This is a genomic window from Ornithinibacillus proteolyticus, assembly GCF_039581225.1.
In the GTDB taxonomy this organism is placed as follows: domain Bacteria; phylum Bacillota; class Bacilli; order Bacillales; family Amphibacillaceae; genus Ornithinibacillus; species Ornithinibacillus massiliensis.
Map to the genome: position 1 here is coordinate 36,126 of NZ_JBCPXV010000015.1, position 21,733 is coordinate 57,858.

The window sequence follows — 21,733 nt, forward strand, 5'->3', positions numbered from 1 at the left end:
CTGGAGAACAACAGATAACCGGCTATGAATGATTACTTAACATTATATTTTCAGGAGGTACATCCATGCTTCAAGATACAAGCTTTGCCATACACCCAGGAAAAGAAAAAAAGGATGGGGCGGTCGTCTACCGTGACATTGGAAACGTAGATTCTTATTCAACTAGCTCTGATGGTTATTTATTTTCTTGTCGTAACGGATTTGTTCATATACAGTTTTATACGGATTCAATCGTTCGCATAATCATGAACCCAGAGGGAAAACCGTTATTGACTAATTCCAAGGCGGTAGTTGGACAACCTCAAAATGTAGCGATTAAAGAGGTGAATACAGAAGACACCCTATTACTTCGTACAGATAAACTGGTACTTCGTATAACGAAGTCACCATTTCGTTTAACGATAGAAGATACGACCGGTAGGGTAATCATATCCGAGGACAAACACGGTATGGCTTTCCGAGAAAACGGTGAAGTAATTGCCTTTAAAGAAATGTATGATCACGATCATTTCTATGGCTTTGGTGAAAAGTCAGGGCATTTAGATAAACGTGGCGAAAAATTAGAAATGTGGAATACCGATGTGTATGCACCGCATAATCCAGAAACAAATGCACTTTACGAGTCCATTCCTTATTTTATGACACTTCGAGATGGGAAGGCACATGGGATTTTCTTTGATAATACGTTTAAAACATACTTTGATATGCAATCATCGGAGGAATACTATTCCTTCTCGGCAGAGGGTGGGCAGCTAGACTATTATGTGATGGCTGGACCGCATCCGAAAACAGTGCTTGAGCAATATACCTTTTTAACAGGTAGAATGCCACTACCACCAAAATGGTCACTCGGCTATCACCAGTCTCGTTATAGCTATGAAACAGAGAAGGAAGTTAGAGAACTTGCGAAAACATTTATTGAAAAAAATATACCAATAGATGTTATTCATTTAGATATTCATTATATGAATGGCTACCGGGTATTTACCTTTGATAAAGAAAGATTCCCTAATCCTAAACAGCTAATTGCCGATTTAAAAGAAATGGGTATTCGTGTTGTGCCGATTGTTGATCCAGGTGTAAAAAAGGATTCTGAATATCAGATTTATCAAGAGGGTGTCTTAGAGGACAATTTCTGTAAGTATATCGAGGGCGATATTTACTATGGTGATGTTTGGCCAGGAGTAAGTGCTTTCCCTGATTTTACTGAGGAAAGGGTTCGTAAATGGTGGGGGGATAAGCATGCCTTCTATACCTCCATCGGGATAGAGGGAATCTGGAATGATATGAACGAGCCGGCAGTGTTTAATGAAACGAAAACAATGGATTTAACCGTTATGCACCGTAATGATGGGAATCCGACTACCCACCGAGAACTACACAATGTGTATGGGCTATTAATGGGGAAAGCAACCTATGAAGGAATGAAAGAGCAGCTAAATGGTAAACGTCCATTCCTATTAACTCGTGCTGGTTATGCTGGTGTACAGCGTTATGGCTCTGTGTGGACAGGTGACAATCGAAGCTTTTGGGAGCATTTACAAATGTCTTTACCAATGGTGATGAATTTAGGCTTATCTGGTGTTCCATTTACTGGTCCTGATGTTGGTGGTTTTGCCCATGATACAAATGCTGAATTATTAACTCGTTGGACACAGGTCGGGGCATTTACGCCATTTTTCCGTAACCATTCAGCAATTGGTTTCCGTTATCAAGAACCATGGCAATTCGGTGAGAAATATGAAACCATTATGAAAAAATATATTCAAATGCGTTATCAATGGATGCCACAGCTTTACTCATTATTCTATCAAGCTAGTAAACAAGGGTTACCAGTGATGCGACCATTATTAATGGAGTATCCTGAGGATGAGAAAACCTATAACTTGAATGACCAATTCATGATAGGAGATAACGTTATTATGGCACCAATTTTAAATCCTTCTGTAACAGATCGAGTGGTCTATCTTCCTAAAGGTGAATGGATAGAATATACTACTAGAGAATCCTATGAAGGGGAAAGGGTACACCTTATCCATGCAGAATTAGAGGATTTACCAATCTTTGTTCGTAAAGGTACAGCCCTGATGCAAGGTGAATGGAGCTCCAATCACGATAAACAAACAAAGACGCTTACGATGAAAGTAGCTCCATCTGATCTGGAAGAGAAGTATTCTTTCACATTCTATGATGATGATGGAGAAACATTTGCTTATGAAGCCTTAGAATTTGTTAAAATGACATTTGATATTCAATCTTCTGCCGATAAAGTAGATATCCAGATGGTCTCAAAAGAAGGAAATTACCAGCCTGCATATAATGAAATAAAGGTTGAACTAATCGGTTTAGATCGCACGATATTCGTTAATGGGAAACCTAGTAGTATAATTAAACTATAAAATTACGTTCAGAGGTAGAGGTGGGAAGAATGGTAACAATTAAAGATGTAGCAAAAGTTAGTGGGGTTTCCCCCTCTACAGTTTCTCGTGTTATTGCCAATAACCCAAGAATAAGTGAAGATACAAAGAAGAAAGTCCGTAAAGCAATGAAGGAGTTAGGCTATCACCCCAATGTAAATGCTCGGAATTTAGTTGCAAAATCGACTAAAGCAATAGGGGTTATTATGCCATCTTCTGCAAATGTGGCTTTACAAAACCCTTTTTTTCCAGAAATTTTAAGAGGAATTGGCTCGGTTATTCATGAAGCGGAGTATTCCATGTATCTATCAACGGGGGAGACAGAAAAAGAGATTTTTAGTGAAGTTCAGAGGATGGTGTACGGTAGCTATGTGGATGGTGTAATACTTCTTTATTCCCGTATTAATGATAAGGTTACCAATTTTTTAAGGGAGCAAGGGTTTCCATTTGTTATGGTTGGTAAGCCCCAAGAACATGATACCGAAATCACCCACGTCGATAACGATAATGTTAGAGCTGGAAAAGAAATCACGCAGCATTTAATCGATATGGGGCATGAGAGAATTGGTTTTATCGGTGGTTCTAGAGATTTACTAGTTACACGTGACCGTGAAAGTGGCTATGTTGCTGCATTAGAAAAGGCAGGAATTCAGGAGTGTGAAGGCTACAAAATTCATACGGAATTTCTAAAATCTGGTGGACGAGAAGCTGTAGAGCATCTAATGTCTTTATCAACACCACCGTCCGGCTTAGTAGTTAGTGACGATTTAATAAGTTTAGGGATTTTAAGTATGCTAGAGAACTACGGTTTACGAGTCCCACAGGATATCTCATTAGTAAGCTTTAACAATGTCTATCTTTCCGAAATTACAAGACCGGCACTAACAACAGTTGACATTCAAATCTATACACTAGGTGCGCAATCCGCTAAGGCACTTATTGAAAAAACATTAAATAAAAATGAGCCTGCCAAACGAATCATTATTCCATATGAAATTGTTTATCGGGACTCGGTTAGTCAGCTATCTTAAGGGAATTCCTTAGGATAGCTTTTTTAGTAGGAAAGAATCTGGTCTATTTCCTTGTGAGAGAGAAGAAGAGGAAAAAGGTAATCGAGAAGTTTAATCAGTGCCCTTTTTGGTGGAGAATAAGGAGAAAAGGTAACAGAGAGGAGGTGTCAGTGCCCTAAATTAGAAAGGAAAGCGAAGAAAGGTAACAGAGAGAGTTTGTCAGTGCCTTAAATTAGAAAGGAAAGCGAAAAAAGGTAACAGAGAGAGCTTGTCAGTGCCCTAAATGAGAAAGGAAAGCAGAAAAAGGTAACAGAGAGAGCTTATCAGTGCCCTAAAAGAGGAAGGAAAGCAGAAAAAGGTAACAGAGGGATCTTATCAGTGCCCTAAATGAGAAAGGAAAGCAGAAAAAGGTAACAGAGAGAGCTTATCAGTGCCCTAAAAGAGGAAGGAAAGCAGAAAAAGGTAACAGAGAGAGCTTATCAGTGCCCTAAAAGAGAAAGGAAAGCAGAAAAAGGTAACAGAGAGAGCTTATCAGTGCCCTAAATGAGAAAGGAAAACGGAAAAAGGTAACAGAGAGAAGTTGTCAGTGCCCTAAATGGGAAAGGAAAGCGGAAAAAGGTAACAGAGGGAGGTTATCAGTGCCCTAAATGAGGAAGGAAAGCGGAAAAAGGTAACAGAGGGAGGTATCAGTTCCCAAATGAGAAAGAAAAAGAAAAAAAGTAACAGAGAGCTTTTCTCCTTACCAAAAATGAGTGGGAAAGAGATAATCGATACCTTATTTGGATCAATAAGGGAAAATGTAACAGAGAAATCCGCCCCCGTGCCCCTTTGGATGGATGTAAAAATAGCACCATCTATACAAAGAAAAAGCTTCTAAAAAATCATTTCAATATAATGAAAGATTGATAAAACAGATAGACTATGAATATAGCCAATTATTATAGAAAGATTCTTATATAATCTAACTTAATCTACCAAGAATGAAATATTATTTCAAAAACATAGTTTGACTATTGGAATAATATTTACTATAATGGGTTATGTTTGAAAGGGTTTTCAATTTTGTGGTGAAAACCGTTCTATCGAGATTAAATAGTAGATTGCTAGATTATCCACTATTTAATACAAATTTGATATGGATCAAAGGGGGAAAAAGCATGAAGAAGAAATTAGGTTTCTTAGCCTTTTTGCTGGCTATGTCTATGGTGGTTTTAGCTGCATGTGGAAATGATGACAGTGGCTCAGAAAAGAGTGGGGATTCAGATGGTGAGCAAATTACACTTGAATTTTGGACGATGCAATTGCAACCAACATTCACTGACTACATTAATGGTATCATTGAGGACTTCGAAGCAGAAAATCCAAACATCAAAATCGATTGGCTAGATGTACCGGCTGCAGATCTAGATAAGAAAATTCTTTCAGCGGTAAGTACAGACACAGCGCCTGATGTTGTCAACTTGAATCCGACATTTGCATCTCAGCTTGCAGAACTTGATGCACTTGTTAATATGGAAGAAGCTGTATCTGAAGATGATAAAGCATTATATGTAAAAGGTGCTTGGGAAGCAAACCAAATTGGCGATGTTACATTTGCGATTCCTTGGTATCTATCAACTTCTGTTACATTAAACAATAAACAAATATTTGAAGAAGCAGGACTTGATCCTGAAAAACCAGCAACTACGTATGAAGAAGCAGCAGAATATGCCAAAATCATTAAAGATGAAACAGGAAAGTATGGATATTTCCCATCTCTTGACCTATCTTTAGTTCTACAGCATATGGTTATGATGGGTGCTGAATTAACGAATGAAGATGGAACAGAAGCAGCTTTCAATACTCCAGAAGGTCTTTATGCTTTTGAATATTTCACTGATTTATATAACGAAGGACTAATCCCGCGTGAAGCATTAACTGGCGATCAACGTGCTACAATCGATATGTACCAAGCTGGACAAGTAGCATTCTTTGATGGATCTCAGTTCATCGTACAGGTTAAAGAAAATGCACCTGAAATCTATGAAAATACATTACCTTCTGAAGCAATTACAGGTAAATCTGGCAAGAAAACCATGTCCGTACAAAACGTGGTTGTACCAAAACAAACTAAAAGTCAAGAGGCAGCAGTTAAATTTGCATTATTCTTAACGAATGGTGAAAACCAATTAGAATTCTCCAAATTAACACCAATTCTACCATCAAATGTAGAATCGTTAGCTGATCCTTACTTTACAGAAGCTGATGATGATGCGGAGCCTACGGATTTAGTGCGTATTGTATCAGCATCACAATTAGAAAGTGCTGAACTATTAGTTCCTCCAATGAACAATTATACGGAATTAAGACAAGCGATGTATGATGCTATTTCAGCTGCGATGCTTGGTGAGATGACTCCACAAGAAGCACTGGATAAAGCAGAAGCAGAGTGGAATGAGATTTTAGCACAGTAATTAAACAAGGGAGGGGATTATCCCCTCTCTATTAGTTTAGTAAGTAGAAATTTTCCGATCTGGATAAGAACAAATTACGAGGTTAGGACGCATCGAAAAAGCTGTGCATAAGAAACGAATGAGGCATGATAGTTCCAGTTCGGGGGCAATGTTATTCATTCGGTTTTTCTTTTAATCGAAACAGTTGTGTTCTGAACCCAACTGTTTTAAATATAGAACCGCTTAAGAGAACGGGGTGGAATCCTTGAGAACGAATAAGCTTACACCATATTTATTTTTATTACCTGGCTGTCTTATATTAGGAGCATTTATTTTCTATCCAATGCTACAGGCGATTTGGTTGAGTTTTACTGATTATAATATGATAACGGAAGCGTCATTTGTAAAGTTTGATAACTATCAAAATCTTTTCCAAGATGCATTATTTTGGAAAACATTAACGAATACCTTGATTTACTTAGTAGGGGTAGTACCTGCATTAGTTGTCATTCCGATATTTTTAGCTGTACTAGTCAATCAAAAATTAAAAGGGATTGCTTTTTTCCGTAGTGCCTACTATATCCCTGTTGTAACATCTTTAGTAGTCGCAGGTATTGCTTGGGACTGGGTGTATAAAGAAAATGGACTACTTAATTATGTACTTGAACTATTGAATATAATTACTGAACCTATTCCTTGGTTAACTTCAACCCAGACTGCTTTATTTGCAGTCATGGTGGTGACGGTGTGGAAAGGTTTAGGTTACTATATGATTATTTACTTAGCTGGCTTGCAATCTATTCCAGAGAGTTTATACGAAGCAGCTGATATTGATGGGGCAAACTGGTGGCAGAAGATGACGCGTGTAACTATTCCAATGCTGATGCCATTTGTTCTTATCGTTACGATTATGTCTTCCATTGCGGCGATGAAAGTGTTTGAAGAAATTTATGTGATGACAGGTGGCGGACCGCTACATAGTTCGGAAACGTTAGTGTTTTATATTTACACACAAGCATTTGAGCGTCTGAACATGGGCTATGCTAGTGCTGCAGGCGTAATTTTATTCTTATTAACCTTAGTATTCTCACTCATTAACTTAAAAGTTATGGGTAAGGATAATTCGGAATAAGGGGGAATCATGATGGCGAAACAATCAAACTCATCTAGAAAAGCAGTTAAAAAGATATCCTCATATATTCTTTTAGTATTAATCACGCTCTTTATGATTGGTCCATTTCTATGGTTACTGTCCACTGCATTAAAATCAGGTAGTGAAAATATCTTCCAATATCCACCGAAATTATTACCGGAAGAACCTACTTTAGCAAACTTCGGTAAGGTGTTAGATGTTTTCCCTTTTTGGAGATACTTATTGAATAGTGTCATTGTAGCAGTATTAACGGTTATATTGAACGTATTATTCTGTTCCCTAGCAGCATATCCATTAGCAAGAATGAATTTTAAAGGAAAAAATATCATATTCATTCTTATTATTGCAACGATGATGATTCCTTTCCAGCTATTAATGATTCCGGTATATGTTATTTCCTTAAAGCTTGGACTTCAAAATACGTATTTAGGAATGGTTTTACCACATGTGACAACTGCTTTTGGTGTGTTCCTAATGAGACAAGCATTTATGACTGTTCCGAATTCATTGGATGAATCAGCAAGAATGGATGGTGCAAATAGCTTCCAAATCTGGTACCGGATATTAATACCACTGGTTAAACCTTCGATTGTCACATTGACCATTTTTACATTTGTTTCGGCTTGGGGTGACTTCCTATGGCCATTAATCATAGTGAATGATCAGAATATGTTTACATTACCACTTGGTTTAAATATGTTATCTGGCACATTTACATCTGATTGGCGATTAATTGCCGCTGGTGCAATCATCTCGATGATTCCAATTATTACGATTTTCCTTCTGTTACAACGATTCTTTATTAGTGGGGCAATGAAAGGTGCAGTTAAAGGATAAGAGGGGGGAAGCAAATGAAGCTTGGCTTAGAAGTTTTTTTAGAAAAATATACGAAAGATTATAGTACGGAAAGAATTGGTCTATTAACGAATTTAACTGGTGTAAATCACCAACTAGAATCAACAATTGACTTGTTCTATTCACATCAACATTTAAACTTAACTGCGTTGTTCGGACCGGAGCACGGTTTACGTGGTGAGGTTCAAGAAGGAAAGCTAATTGATTCGAGTGTTGATCCATATACAGGTGTTCCAATTCATAGTCTTTATAATAAGGATAAGAAGCCTAATGTCGAGATGTTAAAAGACGTGGATGTTGTCTTTTGCGATTTACAGGATATCGGGACGAGATATTATACCTTTATTTATTCTATGGCAAACACGATGCAAATTTGTGGTCAAGAAGGGAAAAAGGTTGTCGTTCTTGATCGCCCGAACCCAATTAATGGTATAGACGTAGAAGGAAATCTAGTTCAAGACGCGTTTCGCTCCTTTGTTGGTAAGTTTCCGATTCCGGTGCGCCATGGAATGACTATTGGCGAGTTAGCAAGGTTATTTAAACATGAATTTAATATAGCATGTGACTTAGAAGTCATTCCGATGGAGGGATGGAATAGAGAACAGTACTTTGATCAGACAGATTTATACTGGGTCTCCCCAACCCCGAATACAACAACAATTGATATGTGTATGCTCTATCCTGGTACTTGTTTAATAGAAGGAACGAACATATCGGAAGGTAGGGGAACGACGAAACCGTTTGAAGTGATTGGCGCGCCCTTTATTGATGGAAGGAAGCTTGCTGAAGCATTGAAATCTCTATCATTACCAGGTGTACAGTTTAGACCGGCAGTTTTTAAACCAATGTATCAAAAGTTTGCCGGTGAAGTATGTGAAGGAATCCAGGTTCATATTTCTAATAGAGATACACTTTCCGCTTTTGATATTGGAATTTCCATATTAGAAACCATTTATCGTCTTTATCCAGAGCAAATGATGTTTATTCAAGCAGGGGAACAGAACCGTTATTTCATCGATTTATTAGCTGGAACAGATCAGTTAAGAAAACAGATTATACAAGGGGATACGAAGGATTTTCGTGAACAACTACCAACCGCAGTACAACAATTTATGGCAATGAGAGAGAATTATTTATTATATCCAACAAACGATATGGCATAAGGAAGTGGTAATATGGCACTAGAATTAGATACAATGTCGGTCGATCAATTATTAACTGCAATGAATGAGCAAGATAAACAAGTGCCATTAGCGGTGGAAAAAGCACTCCCTCAAATAAAACCGGTGATTGATGCTTGTGTCGAGGCAATTAAGCATGGTGGAAAGGTAATCTATATGGGAGCAGGTACCAGTGGTAGACTCGGTGTACTAGATGCATCCGAATGCCCTCCTACATTTGGTGTAAAAGCAGACGTCTTTATCGGGATGATTGCAGGCGGGGAGCAGGCAATTCGATATGCAGTAGAAAATGCTGAAGATGATAAGGTTCAGGGAGCTTTAGAAATAGAAATGCACGCTACGGAAAAGGATGTCCTAATTGGGATAGCAGCAAGTGGTAAAACACCATATGTTATCGGTGGAATCCAGAAAGCGAAAGAAATGGGGATACATACAGTAGGGATAGTCTGTAAACCCAATTCTGAAATAGCATCCCTTGTTGATAGCCCAATCGAATTACTGGTAGGCGAAGAAATTCTCCGGGGTTCAACTAGATTAAAGTCTGGTACAGCCCAGAAATTAGCTTTGAATATGATTTCCACGATTACGATGATTCGCTTAGGCAAGGTTTATGGAAATTATATGGTTGATGTACAAGCATCCAATGATAAATTGCGAAAGCGGACGATTAGTATTATATGTGACATTACAAGTGTAGAGGAAGAGGTTGCTAGAGAAGCTCTTGTGGCTTGTGGGAATAAATTGAAAGCAGCTGTCTTAGTATGCAAATACCATATATCTGCTACCGAAGCATTACAGATTCTAAAAGATTACGAGGAAAATCTAAGAGATTCAATGGAATATTTGGATGCCATAAACGCTGTATATTAGGGTGATGAGAGATGGAGTATGTAATTGGGATTGATGGTGGAGGAACAAAAACACAAGTCGTCTTAACCGATATGGAGGGGAGAGTAGTATCCCATACACAGTATGGTTCTACGAATCCTAATGCCGTTTCGAAGAGTGAACTAATCGATACGTTTCAAACAATTTTTCATGATCTCCAGCAAAGTGTACCAGATGTCGTACGTAACGTATCGACTATATTTGCAGGGATATCAGGAGCTGGTAGTCAGCAATCCGCATCGCTAGTAACGGAAGTAATTCAATCCACTCTTCCATCAGATGTAAAAGTTAAAGTAGAACCTGATTCGGTCAATGCATTATACGCTGGTACTTATGGGAAGCCTGGAATCGTGCAAATATCAGGGACTGGTTCCATCACATTTGGAGTAAATGAGAATAACCAACAAGGCCGTGTTGGTGGTTGGGGATATTTACTAGGTGATGAAGGCAGTGGTTATGATTTTGGAAGAAAAGGGATTATGGCAGTATTACAACATGAAGATGGTCGGGGACCAAGTACGATGCTAAAGGATATACTCTTCTCCTATTTTCAAGTTACTTCTGGTCGAGAGCTTATTGATCAAATCTACCATTCCCGAGCACCTAGAATGACTATAGCACAAGTATCCAAGCTAGTTTTCCAAGCCTACGAGGCCGGTGATGCTGTGGTGGCAACGATGATGCAGAATGTAGCAAAGGATATTAGCCATAGTATTAAAACACTAGATCAGAAGCTTTTTACTACTAATAATGAATTAGAGGTCATTTTATGTGGTGGATTATTTTCTAATCGATTGATTTTACCACCTTTATTAGAATTGGAGTTTAAAGGCTATTCTAAACCAGTCTCTTTTATATTACCAGAACTTCTACCAGTCGCAGGCTCAATTATTGGTGCATTACTAGAAAATAAGCAAGCAATTTCTACTAGCATCATCGATAATCTCCGTACGATTTAATGTCGAAAAGGCAGGTGTAAAGGATGGCCAATTTAAAAGGTGGATTAACGATTATCAAAGAAATGGTAAAGAGTCTACCAAATTCAGAACGAAAGATTGCAGAATACATTTTAAACCATCCTAGAGAAGCGGTTTTATTAACAGCCCAAGCACTAGGGAAGAAAAGTGAAACGAGTGGTGCTGCGGTAATTAGACTTTGTAAGTCACTTGGATTTAATGGGTTTCAGGAATTAAAGCTACGCGTTGCCGGTGATCTTCAGGAAGATAGCCAGAGCGAATTTCGTGATATTGAACCGAAGGAAGATTATGAGAAGATTATTGAAAAAGTTACCTCTAACACTATGCAGACGATTAAAGATACGGTCAATATGATACATTTTGACCAACTAAAAGAAGCAGTCCATACAATCATCCATGCTAATTCGATTACGTTTATCGGGTTTGGGGCGTCCTTTATCACCGCAAAAGATGCAGAGCAAAAATTTATCCGAATTAATAAACAAGTTCATGCATTTTCCGATATTCATATGGCATCTACGGCTATCGCGAATAAGGGCTCACATGATGTGGTAGTTGGGATTTCTTTTTCTGGTAATACGGTGGAGGTTGCGAAGCTGTTAGACCTTGCTAAATCAAGGAATGTGAGGACGATAAGTATTACGAAGTATGGCAACTCCATGTTAACGAGTCATGCGGATATTAATTTATTTACATCAACTGCTAAAGAGGCCGTTAATCGAAGTGGTGCGACATCATCAAGAATTGCCCAACTTCATTTAATTGATATTTTATTTATGTGTGTGGCCTCAGAGGAATATGAAAAGGCGGTTGGATATTTGGATTCCACAAGAGAAGCAGCAAATTATGTTAAGCGGCAGTTAAATGGGAAGCGAAGAGATTAACTGAGGTTATTCTTTCATAATGAAAAGAGGATGGGACAAAAGATTTACCTTAAAGTAAAAACCGAATGATGAGCTACGACCCCGCTCCGGAAATATACTTCGCTTTCACTTCCAGTACAGGGGCGACATTTGCTCGAAAAGACCATCGCAGTGTCTACCTTGTACTTTATCACAGCATAAGTGCGACATCTGCTCGAAAAAACCTCGCAGTGTCTACTTTACCGCCGGGCGGCTGCCTTAGCCTCCTCGTGCTACTTCTTTAGGGGTCTCAACCTTGCCCTTTCCTCCCGCAGGAGTCTACGTATATTTCCGGAGCTAGTATAGTATATTACTCGGTTTTACACTTGATTCTTTTAGTTTTGTCCCAGCCTCCACCTTATAGTAATTTTTATAAGCTTTTTTAATAGATTTCTTCCAATTCAATACCTTGATAGTAATGCTTCAAGATTTCGTCGTACGTAAATCCTTTAGTAGCCATACCCATTGCGCCGGTTTGTGATAGACCAACACCATGGCCCCAGCCTCCGCCATATACTTCAAACCCAATGACCTCTTTTGTTCTTTTTTCCTTTACTGGTTCGATGTAGAATAGCGTACTCAATAAAACACTCTTTGCTCCAGCATCATTAAAATACTGCAGAGCCCAACGAATACGATCTTTATATTCATAGAAGGTTCCATTTTCAGTTACAAATTCAATTTCTAGTACTCTACCGGAATTAGCTCGGTCTAACACATTAATTTCATAGACCTGCCCAACATCTGTACTGAAATAGTCACTTAATACTTGGCTGATCTCCTCACTTGTCCATTCAAAATACCAGCGATGGTATCTGGACCAATCGGATTCGAAATCTCCATTTCGCTGTGCCCTAAGGGATTTCGGGTTAGCACTGTTTTTGAAGACATTCAAATTAGGGACATTGTCTAATGCTTTACCACGCTGGGAATCTGGTACGCCACGAAGGTAAGGAATTGGGTCAGAGTTCCACACATCTTCATTATTCGCTGTATGTCCACCACTAGTAGAATGATAGACGGCATCAATTAATTCTCCATTATAGGTTGCCACAATCCCCGCTGTTTCTTGAACTGCTTGAGTAGAAATTGGGTGCTCTACATCATATCCACCGTATACTTGGTCAGAAGTAGTTGGTAATAAATCATACCCGTCTGCACTACGCTTTCCAAGCCCTCTAATCGCATAAGTTCTAGCAGCTACTGCCTGAGCCTTTTGCGCTTCTAATTCCCCATATGGATTTGGTGGGAGCTCTCGTGGTACTACTCCATATAAATATTCTTCTAAAGGTAATTCATTAATTCCCGCTAACGTACCTGCACTGTTGAATCCGACCTCACCAATTCCACGATATTGACTACCGTTGATCTTCACAATACCATTTTCGGAACTAATTTGTACCGCGTTAGAAACAAGAGTCTCGACGTCATTTGCAACAATGCGAATTTGTGTTTCTCCAGACGATTCGGTAATCAAGCGCCAATAGGAATCAATTCCGGCAAATCCTTCCGTAATCATTTGCTGTCGGAATGCTTCTCGATCTCCCCAGCTAGCATCCTGCGGGAACTTTCCGATTAATAAACGCCATCCACCATTATAGTCCTCGACAAACGTATCATATCCCGCAGCTTCGGCTCTGTTTAACCAATCCTGTATGTATGGAACACTCGTTGTCCAAGAAGTTTGCAAACGATAATTCGTTTCGATTGTTCCAGATGAAGCTAATTCCACACGAACCTCATCATTTTCACCGGTATACATCACTTCACCTGTTTCTTTATCCGTAATGGTGAAGCCTTGATTGCTTCCGATGCTAACCGATTCAGCTGTCGGCACAACCCCAATCCGAATCATCTGGGTGTTGCTTTCTGCAAAACTAGTAATCCCACCTGAAAAAATTCCAGAAAAAGCTAATAAACTAATCAATAATACCATAGCTAGTTTCTTCAACCATTCCACCTCCATTTTAATGAAATAAAACGCTTACAATATAACTATTCAACAAATAGACCAAGAATCCTCTTTCACTTTTGTAGGCAAAAAGAACCTTTTTTAGTGTTCTAATAGGTCCGTCGGCATAATAGAAATGAAATATGATAACATTTTTAATAAAAAAATCATGAATTACTATTTTAAAATGATTATTTTCATGTATAATGAAAGTAGTTTTTAAAGGGATATAACATTAATTCTATTTTAAATTATTTATTTATTTCGAAATGTAAGCGATACCAAAATGTGGTACTATATTCCTGAAATGAGGTGTGAAAGATGAGTGAGAAAATTCATCTAATGGTAGTTGGAGCACATTGTGGTGATGCGGAAATTCAAGCAGGTGCAATTGCTTATAAATATGCAAAGGCAGGGCATGACGTAACATTTTTACATTTAACCGCTGGGGAGAAGGGGAATCCACCTCATATTGCTGTAGAGGACTATCGAGAGCAGAAAATCAAGGAGGCGGAAAAGGCGGCAGCAATACTTGGCGGGAAAAGTATTACCCTTGATTATAAGGATGCAGAACTAAATGAGGAGGATGAAACAATAACTAGGGTTGCGAGACTATTTCGGGAGTTAAAGCCAACTATCGTGATAACCCATTGGGAAAATAGTATGCATCCAGACCATGCACGTTGCCCACGAATTGTTCAAGCTGCATGGCTGAAAGCTGCGCTAGCTGGATTTGATATAGATGGTTTACTACCACATTCGTTAACTAGAATGTTTCATAGTGAGAATTGGGAAGACATGGAAGGGTATATACCGGATGTTTATGTGGATGTTTCCGATGAATTTGATACGTATTTAGAGGCATTATCCCAGTATTGGTTCATCATGAATTCTAGTGATTTTCGCTATTACGATTACTATAAAGCTCTAGGTACGATGCGTGGTTGTTTAGCTAGAACAACCTATGCCCAAACATTGAAGTATCCAGTTGGTGCGAACATTCGAAAAGGAAATGCAATCCCAGGATTTGAATTAAAACGGAATGTGGAGTGATACATAATGGCAGAAACACTACAAGAAAAAATTGGTCAACTCATGGTGTTGGGATTTAAAGGAAAAACCGCAACACCTGAAATAAAAAAGCTTATTCGTGAACGACATATTGGTGGAATTATTCTTTTTGGAAGGAATATTGGAACAACAGAGGAAGTTTTAGCCCTTACGACAGAACTGCAGCGCGAAGCTAAAAAAGCAGGACATAAAAAGCCACTCCTAATTTGTATTGATCAAGAAAATGGAGTTGTGCGTAGACTTGGTGAAGGAGCAACAATACTTCCTGGTGCTATGCTGCTTGGGGCAACTGGCCGAAGTGAAAATGCCTATATTACGGGCCTTCTTACTGGGCGGGAATTAAAAGCATTAGGCATCAATTGGAATCTAGCTCCTGTAGTCGATGTGAACAATAATCCAGATAATCCAGTTATCGGTGTTCGATCATTTGGTGAAAAGGCGGAACTTGTTTCAGCGTTTGGAAAACAAGCGGTTAAAGGATTGCAGGATGCTGGTGTTATTACGACATTAAAGCATTTCCCAGGACATGGAGATACGAATGTGGATTCTCATCTTGATTTGCCCACTATCTCCCACCCTTTAGAACGACTTAAGGAAATCGAGCTAAAACCATTTGTAGATGTGATCGAGCAAGGGGCAGATACGATTATGTCCGCACATGTGTATTTCCCAGCTATTGAAAATCAAGAAAATGTACCAGCAACTCTTTCTAGAAAGGTAATTACTGGATTGCTGCGTGAAGAATTAGGATTTAACGGTGTGGTGACAACAGACTGTATGGAAATGAATGCCATATCAGAAGGAATTGGAACAGCAGAAGGAGCAGTTGAAGCCCTAAAGGCTGGAGTTGATTTAATCATGATTTCACATTTGCAATCTAGGCAATATGAAGCATTAAGTCTTATAGAGGAAGCAGTTAGAACAGGGGATATCGCAGAGGAAATCATCGAACAGGCATATAGCCGCGTGATGGCTTTAAAGGATACCTACTTGTCTTGGGATGATATTTCATTGGATACTAAACCGATTGTCTCAAAGGATGTGGGGGCTAAACTACATGAGGTTGAAGCATATGAAATGTATAAGCAAGGGATTACCATGGTAAAAAATGATAATCAGATTCCCCTACATTTAGAAAGTGCGGATCGAGTTTTAGTAGTATATGCAACGAACAGCTACGCTATGCAGGTTGAGGATAAGCGATATTCGACGTTTAGTCTAGGAGAAGCCGTAGCGAAACTTCATGAAAACACGGAAGTAATCGAGCTTTCTAATCCACCGACCGATAAGGAAATCACCCGCGTAAAGGAGATAGCTAAAGACTTTCAAGCAGTGATCGTCGGTACGCTCTCTGTAAAAGCGCATGATCAGCAAGTGAAGCTGGTGGAAGCATTGGTTAAGGAAAATGAGAATGTAATCGTTATTGCTACAAGAAGTCCTTATGATATTGCTTATTTGCCAGATGTACCAGCCTATATAGCAACCTATGAATTTACCAATCCTGCCCTACAAACAGCGGTAGAAGCGGTATTTGGCAAGGTTAAAGTAAAAGGGAAATTACCGGTTACCCTGCCGCAGAGAGGGTGAAAGCGATGCTTTTAGACAATAGTTTTACATATGGCGTTGGTATCATGTCAGGAACTTCCCTAGATGGAATTGATGTTGCTGTCGTTAAACTATCAGAAGAAAACGATTCGGTACATCTAGAATTGGAACACTTTGATACGATACCGTACTCCGATGAGGTAAAGCAAGAAATTCTCGACCTTTGTGATCCAATTACTGCTAGTATTCAACTGATTTCTAGCATGAATATGTTATTAGGAAAGTTGTATGCAGAAGCGGCTATAAAGGCTATAGATGATTCCGGCTTACGATTAGCGGATATTAGCTTTATCAGTTCCCATGGTCAAACGATATTCCATCAGCCAGAGCCTATGGATGCTGCAGGGGAGCTAGTTGCTTCAACCTTACAAATTGGTGATATTAGCACGATTGCTGAACTAACCGGAATTACTACTGTAGGTGATTTTCGTACAAGAGATATGGCGGTAGGTGGGCAAGGTGCTCCATTGGTACCATATGCTGATTATCTATTATTTCGTAGTCAGGAAATTGGTAGAGTACTAGTGAATATCGGTGGAATAGCTAACCTTACAATACTACCTAAAAATAGTGCGCCGTCTCAGGTGAAAGCATATGACACTGGACCTGGAAATATGATAATCGACTATTTTGCTAGAAGAATGACGAATGGTGAATGGTTTTATGATAAAAATGGAGAGCTCGCTGCTAACGGAATCGTTAATCAAACATGGTTGGATATCTTATTACAAGAGCCCTACTATAAAATCCCTCCACCGAAGTCAACCGGTAGAGAGCTATTTGGGGAAGAGTACGCGATCAAACTTTGGAATGATGCAGATAAACTATCGATAAATCTAGCTGATCGAATCGCAACAATTACGAAGCTAACGGCGGTAACACTAACAAAAGATATTAAACGACATATTGAACCCGATGGAATTCGTGAAGTATTTATAAGTGGTGGTGGTAGCTACAATCCTATTTTAATGAAAGAAATACGAAATGGGTTACCTGATCATGTTCAACTGAGGAAGATGGATGAGATTGGTATGCCTGCTGATGCCAAGGAAGCGATGATTTTTGCTTTATTAGGTTATCAGTGTTTGAAACAAAGAACCAATAATTTCCCCCCAGCTACTGGAGCCAAGCGCGAAGTCGTCATGGGGAAAGTAGCCTGGGGCAGATTAAGGGGGTGAATTACTTCAAGCAATCATAATCATTTTTAGCTACTTATTTAAAAAATTATGTTAGGGGGAAGTAAACCATGAAAGGTAGAATGAAGTTATTTTCATTAATGTTACTAGCATTAGCGTTTGTACTAGTGCTAAGTGCATGTGGTAACAACTCAGACGGAGATACAGATGAAGATGGTAACTGGACTGGAACAATCACAATTTGGGATGGTCCTCGTTGGGCAGAAGAAGGGGATACATCAGGTGAAGAAGGTAAGGGTAATCAATACTTCTGGTTAGAAGGAAAAATTAAAGAATTTGAAGATGCAAATCCAGGAGTGAAAATTGAGCTTATTCAAGTACCTTGGGCTGAAATGCCTGATAAGCTAGGCGTTAATATTGCGGGCCAATCTTGGCCGGATATTGCACCAGTTGATATTAGTGGTAGTGCTGTAAGTATTGATCACATTGAACAAGGTGTCATTGAATCGTTAGATGATTTATTTACAGAAGAAGAGAAAAGTGATTTCTATGAAAATGCATTAGAGGCGTATACATTCGATGGGAAAATGTATGGCATACCGAATTCATTAACGGTTCACTCTATGCTGCTTAACTTAGAATTATTTGAAGAAGCGGGTGTTGAAGCACCTGAAAACGGTGAATGGACTTGGGAAGAGTTCGTGGATGCAGCCGAAAAATTAACCTTTGACCGTGATGGAGATGGAACTATTGATGTTTATGGTTTCTCTACTTATATCCTTCCTGGTTATTATGAAGCTTGGCCATTCTTCTACATTAATGGTGGTCAGCCTCTAAGTGATGACTTATCGGAATTCGCATTTGACTCACCTGAAGCAATTGAAGCAATTCAACAGCTTGCTGATTTAAAGCTAGTAAATGAAGCAGCACCTGTATCCATGGGGGGGTCTGATGTAGGTGGCACCTTCCAAGCTTGGGCAAGTGAAGAACAACGTACCGTAGCAATGCAACCTTGGGCGACTTGGGCTATTACATCTGCTCAAACAACATACCCAACTGACTTTATGGTAGCGAACTACCCAACTGGTACGACAGGTGAACCGATCACAATCGGTGGTGTTGGCGGCTGGACTATGTTTAAGCAAGAGAGTGAAGAGAAGAAAAAAGTCGTAGGAGAGTTCATGAAGTTTATCTCTACTACAGATGAGCAATATTTAATGTCTAAATCATATGGTATTTTCCCTGCTCGTATTAGTGCAGCAGAAATGAATCCATTTGAAGACAATGAGCAAATGGCTCGCGCACAAGAAATGTCTTCCCAAGTGGTGATGCCTCCACGTCATCCAGAATGGAAGAAAATCGATGAAATCATCCAACGTGAATTACAGCTCGTATTTAACGGAGAGAAAACAGCTGAAGAAGCGATGGCAACAGCCAAACCAGAAGTTGAAGCATTGTTAGGTGAATAATTGATAATCTGGTAGACTTTGGAGATTTAAGCTTTCGAAGTCTACCGGATTTTATTCAGTAGATTGGAAAGTTAATTTGATGGAGTGAGCTCTTTTTGAGGGGGTGCGAAAGGGAAAGGTAACAGAGAGAGCGTGTCGAAGCCCTTTTTGAGGGAAAGAAGCAGGAAAAGGTAACAGAGAGAGCGTATCGAAGCCCTTTTTAAGAGAATGGAGCAAGAAAAGGTAACAGAGAGAGCGTGTCGAAGCCCTTTTAAAGAGAAAGAAGCAGGAAAAGGTAACAGAGAGAGCGTGTCGAAGCCCTTTTAAAGAGAAAGAAGCAGGAAAAGGTAACAGAGAGAGCGTGTCAGAGCCCTTTTAAAGAGAAAGAAGCAGGAAAAGGTAACAGAGAGAGCGTGTCAGAGCCCTTTTTAAGGGAAAGAAGCAAGAAAAGGTAACAGAAAGAGCGAGTCTGTAACCTTTTTAACAGAAAGAAGCAGGAAAAGGTAACAGTGGGAGCGTGTCAAAGCCCTTTTTGAGAGAAAGAAGCAGGAAAAGGTAACAGAGAGAACGTATCAGAGCCCTTTTTAAGAGAATGATACAGAAAAAGGTAATAGATAAAGAAACTGTGCGCTTTTTATGTTAATTAACGAATCATCGTTACTTTACTAAGAATAGTGAAAAAAGGTAATCATCAACATTCAGCTTGTAATAGCAGGAACCTAAAAGAATGCTTGAGGCAATTTTGCTACATATTCCAGGAGACAGCAGGGAGGGAGAATTTTGGAATTATCAGGACGTTTTAAAAATGCTGGTAAGAGTATAAAAAGAACAGGTAAATTGATGCGTAAAAACTATGCAGCCTATCTCTTTTTACTCCCGAAATTGATTCTATTTACATTGTTTATTGCCATACCCGTAGTTTGGGCATTTGTTTTATCATTTCAAGAATATCGCATAATGGATGCTAATAATTTGGTCTGGTTAGATAATTATAAAAAAGTATTTGAAAGTGATGCATTTAAGCAGGCATTACTTAATACAACTATTTATACCGTCGTCACCGTGCCTTTCAACGTCATAACAGCTTTAATTGCTGCAACTTTAATACATTCGTTAGGCAAATTTGCACAGAATTTCTTTCGTGCAGCATTTTATTTACCAACTGTTACGTCGATGGTAATTATCGCAATGGTATGGCGGTGGATGTATAACTATGAATTTGGACTATTTAATCATGTAATAGGATGGTTTGGTATGGAACCGATTAACTGGTTAGGACAAACCAATTCCGCATTATGGGCAATCATAATTATGCAAATGTTAATTCCTTTTGGAGTTGGAATTATTCTATATATGGCTTCGATGAGCTCCATTTCAGACTCGTTATACGAAGCTGCGACAATAGATGGTGCCAATGCATTTCAGAAATGGATCAAGATTACCATTCCAATGCTAACACCGTCGACCGTATACTTAACCCTTTTAAGTACGATTGGATCTTTCCAGGTGTTTACCCAGATTATCCTCATGACCGGTGGCGGACCAGGGTATGCCACAGAAACATTAGTGCACTTAATCTATAAAACTGGTTTTAGAGACTTTGAATTTGGATTGGCTGCGGCACAATCAGTCGTACTATTCTTTATTATTTTTATCATCTCTGTACTGCAATACAAAGTCTTAAATCGGAAAAGTTAGGAGGGGAAATACTTGAAGAAGCGATTTACACTCAATAAATTGATAGTCTATGTTTTGTTATCTGTAGCAGCAGTTATTTCCCTTTTACCGTTGTATTGGGTATTTAGTACCTCGTTACAGCTTAAAAGCTATCAGGATGAAGGGCTAGACCGTCCAACATCGTACGTCAATGCAAACCCACCGAAGATGTATCCTGTTGGTATACCGGAATACTTCGAGCACTGGGGAAAGGCTAGAGAAGCTAAAAAATCTGGAGATGCGGAAAAAGAAGCATACCACCGTGATATTATGTCCCATATTATCCGTGATACTTTTTCTGGCTTTACTAACTTATTTAGTAAAAATCAAATGGGATGGTGGTTCTTCAATAGTTTATATATTGGTATAGTGGTTACGATCGGGATTCTCTTATTGGACTCTATGGCCGGCTATGTGCTCGCCAAGAAGAGGTTTCCTGGGCGAAATCTCATATTTTGGCTTATCATATCCACGATGATGATTCCATCACAGGTAACCTTAGTACCAATGTTTATTATGGTACGTGATCTCGGACTAATGGATACCCATTGGGCGCTAATTTTACCGGACTTATCCATGGTATTTGGTGTATTCCTTATGCGGCAATTTATGCTCTCAATTCCAGATGAGCTGATCGAAGCAGCCAAAATTGATGGGGCGAGTGAATGGAGAACGTATTGGAAAATTGTATTACCACTAGCAAGGCCAGGACTAGCAGCACTTGGCATCTTTACATTTATGAACGTTTGGAACTCATTCCTATGGCCAATTATCGTATTAAACAGTGCTAAACTCTACACATTACCAGTAGGTTTGAAAACATTACAGGATGCAAACTTAGCAGACTTCAAACTACTGATGAGTGGTGCGGCCATAGCAGCAATACCAATGATCATCGTATTTCTTATTTTCCAACGTCACTTTGTAAAAGGATTGACTTTGGGTGGAGTGAAGGAGTAGTAGACTTGGTTTAGCTTAGGATACGGGGTGG

General features: G+C 39.1%; 17 protein-coding genes. 16 read left to right on the plus strand and 1 reads right to left on the minus strand.

What is annotated here, in order from left to right; genetic code table 11:
* The first annotated feature begins 65 nt into the window (after window positions 1-65).
* From AAIB49_RS09140 to AAIB49_RS09185, 10 genes are all read left to right on the plus strand, one after another.
* Window positions 66-2,399 carry a glycoside hydrolase family 31 protein gene (locus AAIB49_RS09140; RefSeq protein WP_339213759.1) on the plus strand — a complete coding sequence of 778 codons (2,334 nt, stop codon included), beginning with the start codon at window positions 66-68 and terminating at the stop codon, window positions 2,397-2,399.
* A 29-nt stretch (window positions 2,400-2,428) separates the two neighbouring features.
* A complete protein-coding gene (locus AAIB49_RS09145) occupies window positions 2,429-3,448 on the plus strand; it encodes a LacI family DNA-binding transcriptional regulator (protein WP_339213761.1) in 1,020 nt (339 codons plus the stop codon).
* Between the two features lie 676 nt (window positions 3,449-4,124).
* Window positions 4,125-4,304 carry a hypothetical protein gene (locus AAIB49_RS09150; RefSeq protein ID WP_343457884.1) on the plus strand — a complete coding sequence of 60 codons (180 nt, stop codon included), beginning with the start codon at window positions 4,125-4,127 and terminating at the stop codon, window positions 4,302-4,304.
* Between the two features lie 280 nt (window positions 4,305-4,584).
* Entirely contained in the window at window positions 4,585-5,880 is a 1,296-nt protein-coding gene (locus tag AAIB49_RS09155; protein ID WP_343457885.1) for an ABC transporter substrate-binding protein, read from the plus strand.
* 244 nt (window positions 5,881-6,124) lie between these two features.
* Window positions 6,125-6,991, plus strand: coding sequence for a carbohydrate ABC transporter permease (locus tag AAIB49_RS09160; RefSeq protein ID WP_186870363.1), 867 nt, complete (start codon window positions 6,125-6,127; stop codon window positions 6,989-6,991).
* A gap of 12 nt (window positions 6,992-7,003) precedes the next feature.
* Window positions 7,004-7,849, plus strand: a complete 846-nt coding sequence (locus tag AAIB49_RS09165; protein ID WP_186870362.1) for a carbohydrate ABC transporter permease — start codon at window positions 7,004-7,006, stop codon at window positions 7,847-7,849.
* A 14-nt stretch (window positions 7,850-7,863) separates the two neighbouring features.
* Window positions 7,864-9,030: an exo-beta-N-acetylmuramidase NamZ family protein gene (locus AAIB49_RS09170; RefSeq protein ID WP_343457886.1), complete on the plus strand. Its 1,167-nt coding sequence runs from the start codon at window positions 7,864-7,866 to the stop codon at window positions 9,028-9,030.
* Window positions 9,031-9,042: 12 nt separating this feature from the next.
* Window positions 9,043-9,918 (plus strand): N-acetylmuramic acid 6-phosphate etherase, encoded by an 876-nt coding sequence (gene murQ, locus AAIB49_RS09175; protein WP_343457887.1) that lies wholly within the window; start codon window positions 9,043-9,045, stop codon window positions 9,916-9,918.
* Between the two features lie 11 nt (window positions 9,919-9,929).
* Entirely contained in the window at window positions 9,930-10,895 is a 966-nt protein-coding gene (locus AAIB49_RS09180; RefSeq protein WP_343457888.1) for an N-acetylglucosamine kinase, read from the plus strand.
* 23 nt (window positions 10,896-10,918) lie between these two features.
* Window positions 10,919-11,797: a MurR/RpiR family transcriptional regulator gene (locus AAIB49_RS09185; RefSeq protein WP_339213770.1), complete on the plus strand. Its 879-nt coding sequence runs from the start codon at window positions 10,919-10,921 to the stop codon at window positions 11,795-11,797.
* A gap of 400 nt (window positions 11,798-12,197) precedes the next feature.
* On the opposite strand, the gene AAIB49_RS09190 is transcribed toward AAIB49_RS09185, so the two are convergent.
* Complete coding sequence (locus AAIB49_RS09190; protein WP_339213772.1) at window positions 12,198-13,766, minus strand: SpoIID/LytB domain-containing protein; 1,569 nt, start codon at window positions 13,764-13,766, stop codon at window positions 12,198-12,200.
* 321 nt (window positions 13,767-14,087) lie between these two features.
* Between AAIB49_RS09190 and AAIB49_RS09195 the strand changes: the two genes are divergently transcribed.
* From AAIB49_RS09195 to AAIB49_RS09220, 6 genes are all read left to right on the plus strand, one after another.
* The gene (locus AAIB49_RS09195; RefSeq protein ID WP_343457889.1) at window positions 14,088-14,819 is read left to right on the plus strand and encodes a PIG-L deacetylase family protein; all 732 of its coding nucleotides are present in this window, start codon (window positions 14,088-14,090) and stop codon (window positions 14,817-14,819) included.
* A 6-nt stretch (window positions 14,820-14,825) separates the two neighbouring features.
* Complete coding sequence (gene nagZ / locus AAIB49_RS09200) at window positions 14,826-16,424, plus strand: beta-N-acetylhexosaminidase (RefSeq protein WP_343457890.1); 1,599 nt, start codon at window positions 14,826-14,828, stop codon at window positions 16,422-16,424.
* A 5-nt stretch (window positions 16,425-16,429) separates the two neighbouring features.
* Entirely contained in the window at window positions 16,430-17,620 is a 1,191-nt protein-coding gene (locus AAIB49_RS09205) for an anhydro-N-acetylmuramic acid kinase (protein ID WP_343457891.1), read from the plus strand.
* Between the two features lie 68 nt (window positions 17,621-17,688).
* A complete protein-coding gene (locus tag AAIB49_RS09210) occupies window positions 17,689-19,047 on the plus strand; it encodes an extracellular solute-binding protein (RefSeq protein ID WP_339213779.1) in 1,359 nt (452 codons plus the stop codon).
* Window positions 19,048-19,806: 759 nt separating this feature from the next.
* Window positions 19,807-20,724 carry a carbohydrate ABC transporter permease gene (locus AAIB49_RS09215; RefSeq protein WP_339213781.1) on the plus strand — a complete coding sequence of 306 codons (918 nt, stop codon included), beginning with the start codon at window positions 19,807-19,809 and terminating at the stop codon, window positions 20,722-20,724.
* 12 nt (window positions 20,725-20,736) lie between these two features.
* On the plus strand, window positions 20,737-21,702 hold the full coding sequence (locus tag AAIB49_RS09220; protein ID WP_339213783.1) for a carbohydrate ABC transporter permease: 966 nt from the start codon (window positions 20,737-20,739) through the stop codon (window positions 21,700-21,702).
* Window positions 21,703-21,733: the final 31 nt, after the last annotated feature.

Bases quoted from the DNA above. Each gene is read 5' to 3' on its own strand.
- AAIB49_RS09140 (WP_339213759.1), top strand. From the start codon at position 66: ATGCTTCAAGATACAAGCTTTGCCATACACCCAGGAAAAGAAAAAAAG.
- AAIB49_RS09145 (WP_339213761.1), top strand. From the start codon at position 2,429: ATGGTAACAATTAAAGATGTAGCAAAAGTTAGTGGGGTTTCCCCCTCT.
- AAIB49_RS09150 (WP_343457884.1), top strand. From the start codon at position 4,125: ATGAGAAAGAAAAAGAAAAAAAGTAACAGAGAGCTTTTCTCCTTACCA.
- AAIB49_RS09155 (WP_343457885.1), top strand. From the start codon at position 4,585: ATGAAGAAGAAATTAGGTTTCTTAGCCTTTTTGCTGGCTATGTCTATG.
- AAIB49_RS09165 (WP_186870362.1), top strand. From the start codon at position 7,004: ATGGCGAAACAATCAAACTCATCTAGAAAAGCAGTTAAAAAGATATCC.
- AAIB49_RS09170 (WP_343457886.1), top strand. From the start codon at position 7,864: ATGAAGCTTGGCTTAGAAGTTTTTTTAGAAAAATATACGAAAGATTAT.
- murQ (WP_343457887.1), top strand. From the start codon at position 9,043: ATGGCACTAGAATTAGATACAATGTCGGTCGATCAATTATTAACTGCA.
- AAIB49_RS09180 (WP_343457888.1), top strand. From the start codon at position 9,930: ATGGAGTATGTAATTGGGATTGATGGTGGAGGAACAAAAACACAAGTC.
- AAIB49_RS09185 (WP_339213770.1), top strand. From the start codon at position 10,919: ATGGCCAATTTAAAAGGTGGATTAACGATTATCAAAGAAATGGTAAAG.
- AAIB49_RS09195 (WP_343457889.1), top strand. From the start codon at position 14,088: ATGAGTGAGAAAATTCATCTAATGGTAGTTGGAGCACATTGTGGTGAT.
- nagZ (WP_343457890.1), top strand. From the start codon at position 14,826: ATGGCAGAAACACTACAAGAAAAAATTGGTCAACTCATGGTGTTGGGA.
- AAIB49_RS09205 (WP_343457891.1), top strand. From the start codon at position 16,430: ATGCTTTTAGACAATAGTTTTACATATGGCGTTGGTATCATGTCAGGA.
- AAIB49_RS09210 (WP_339213779.1), top strand. From the start codon at position 17,689: ATGAAAGGTAGAATGAAGTTATTTTCATTAATGTTACTAGCATTAGCG.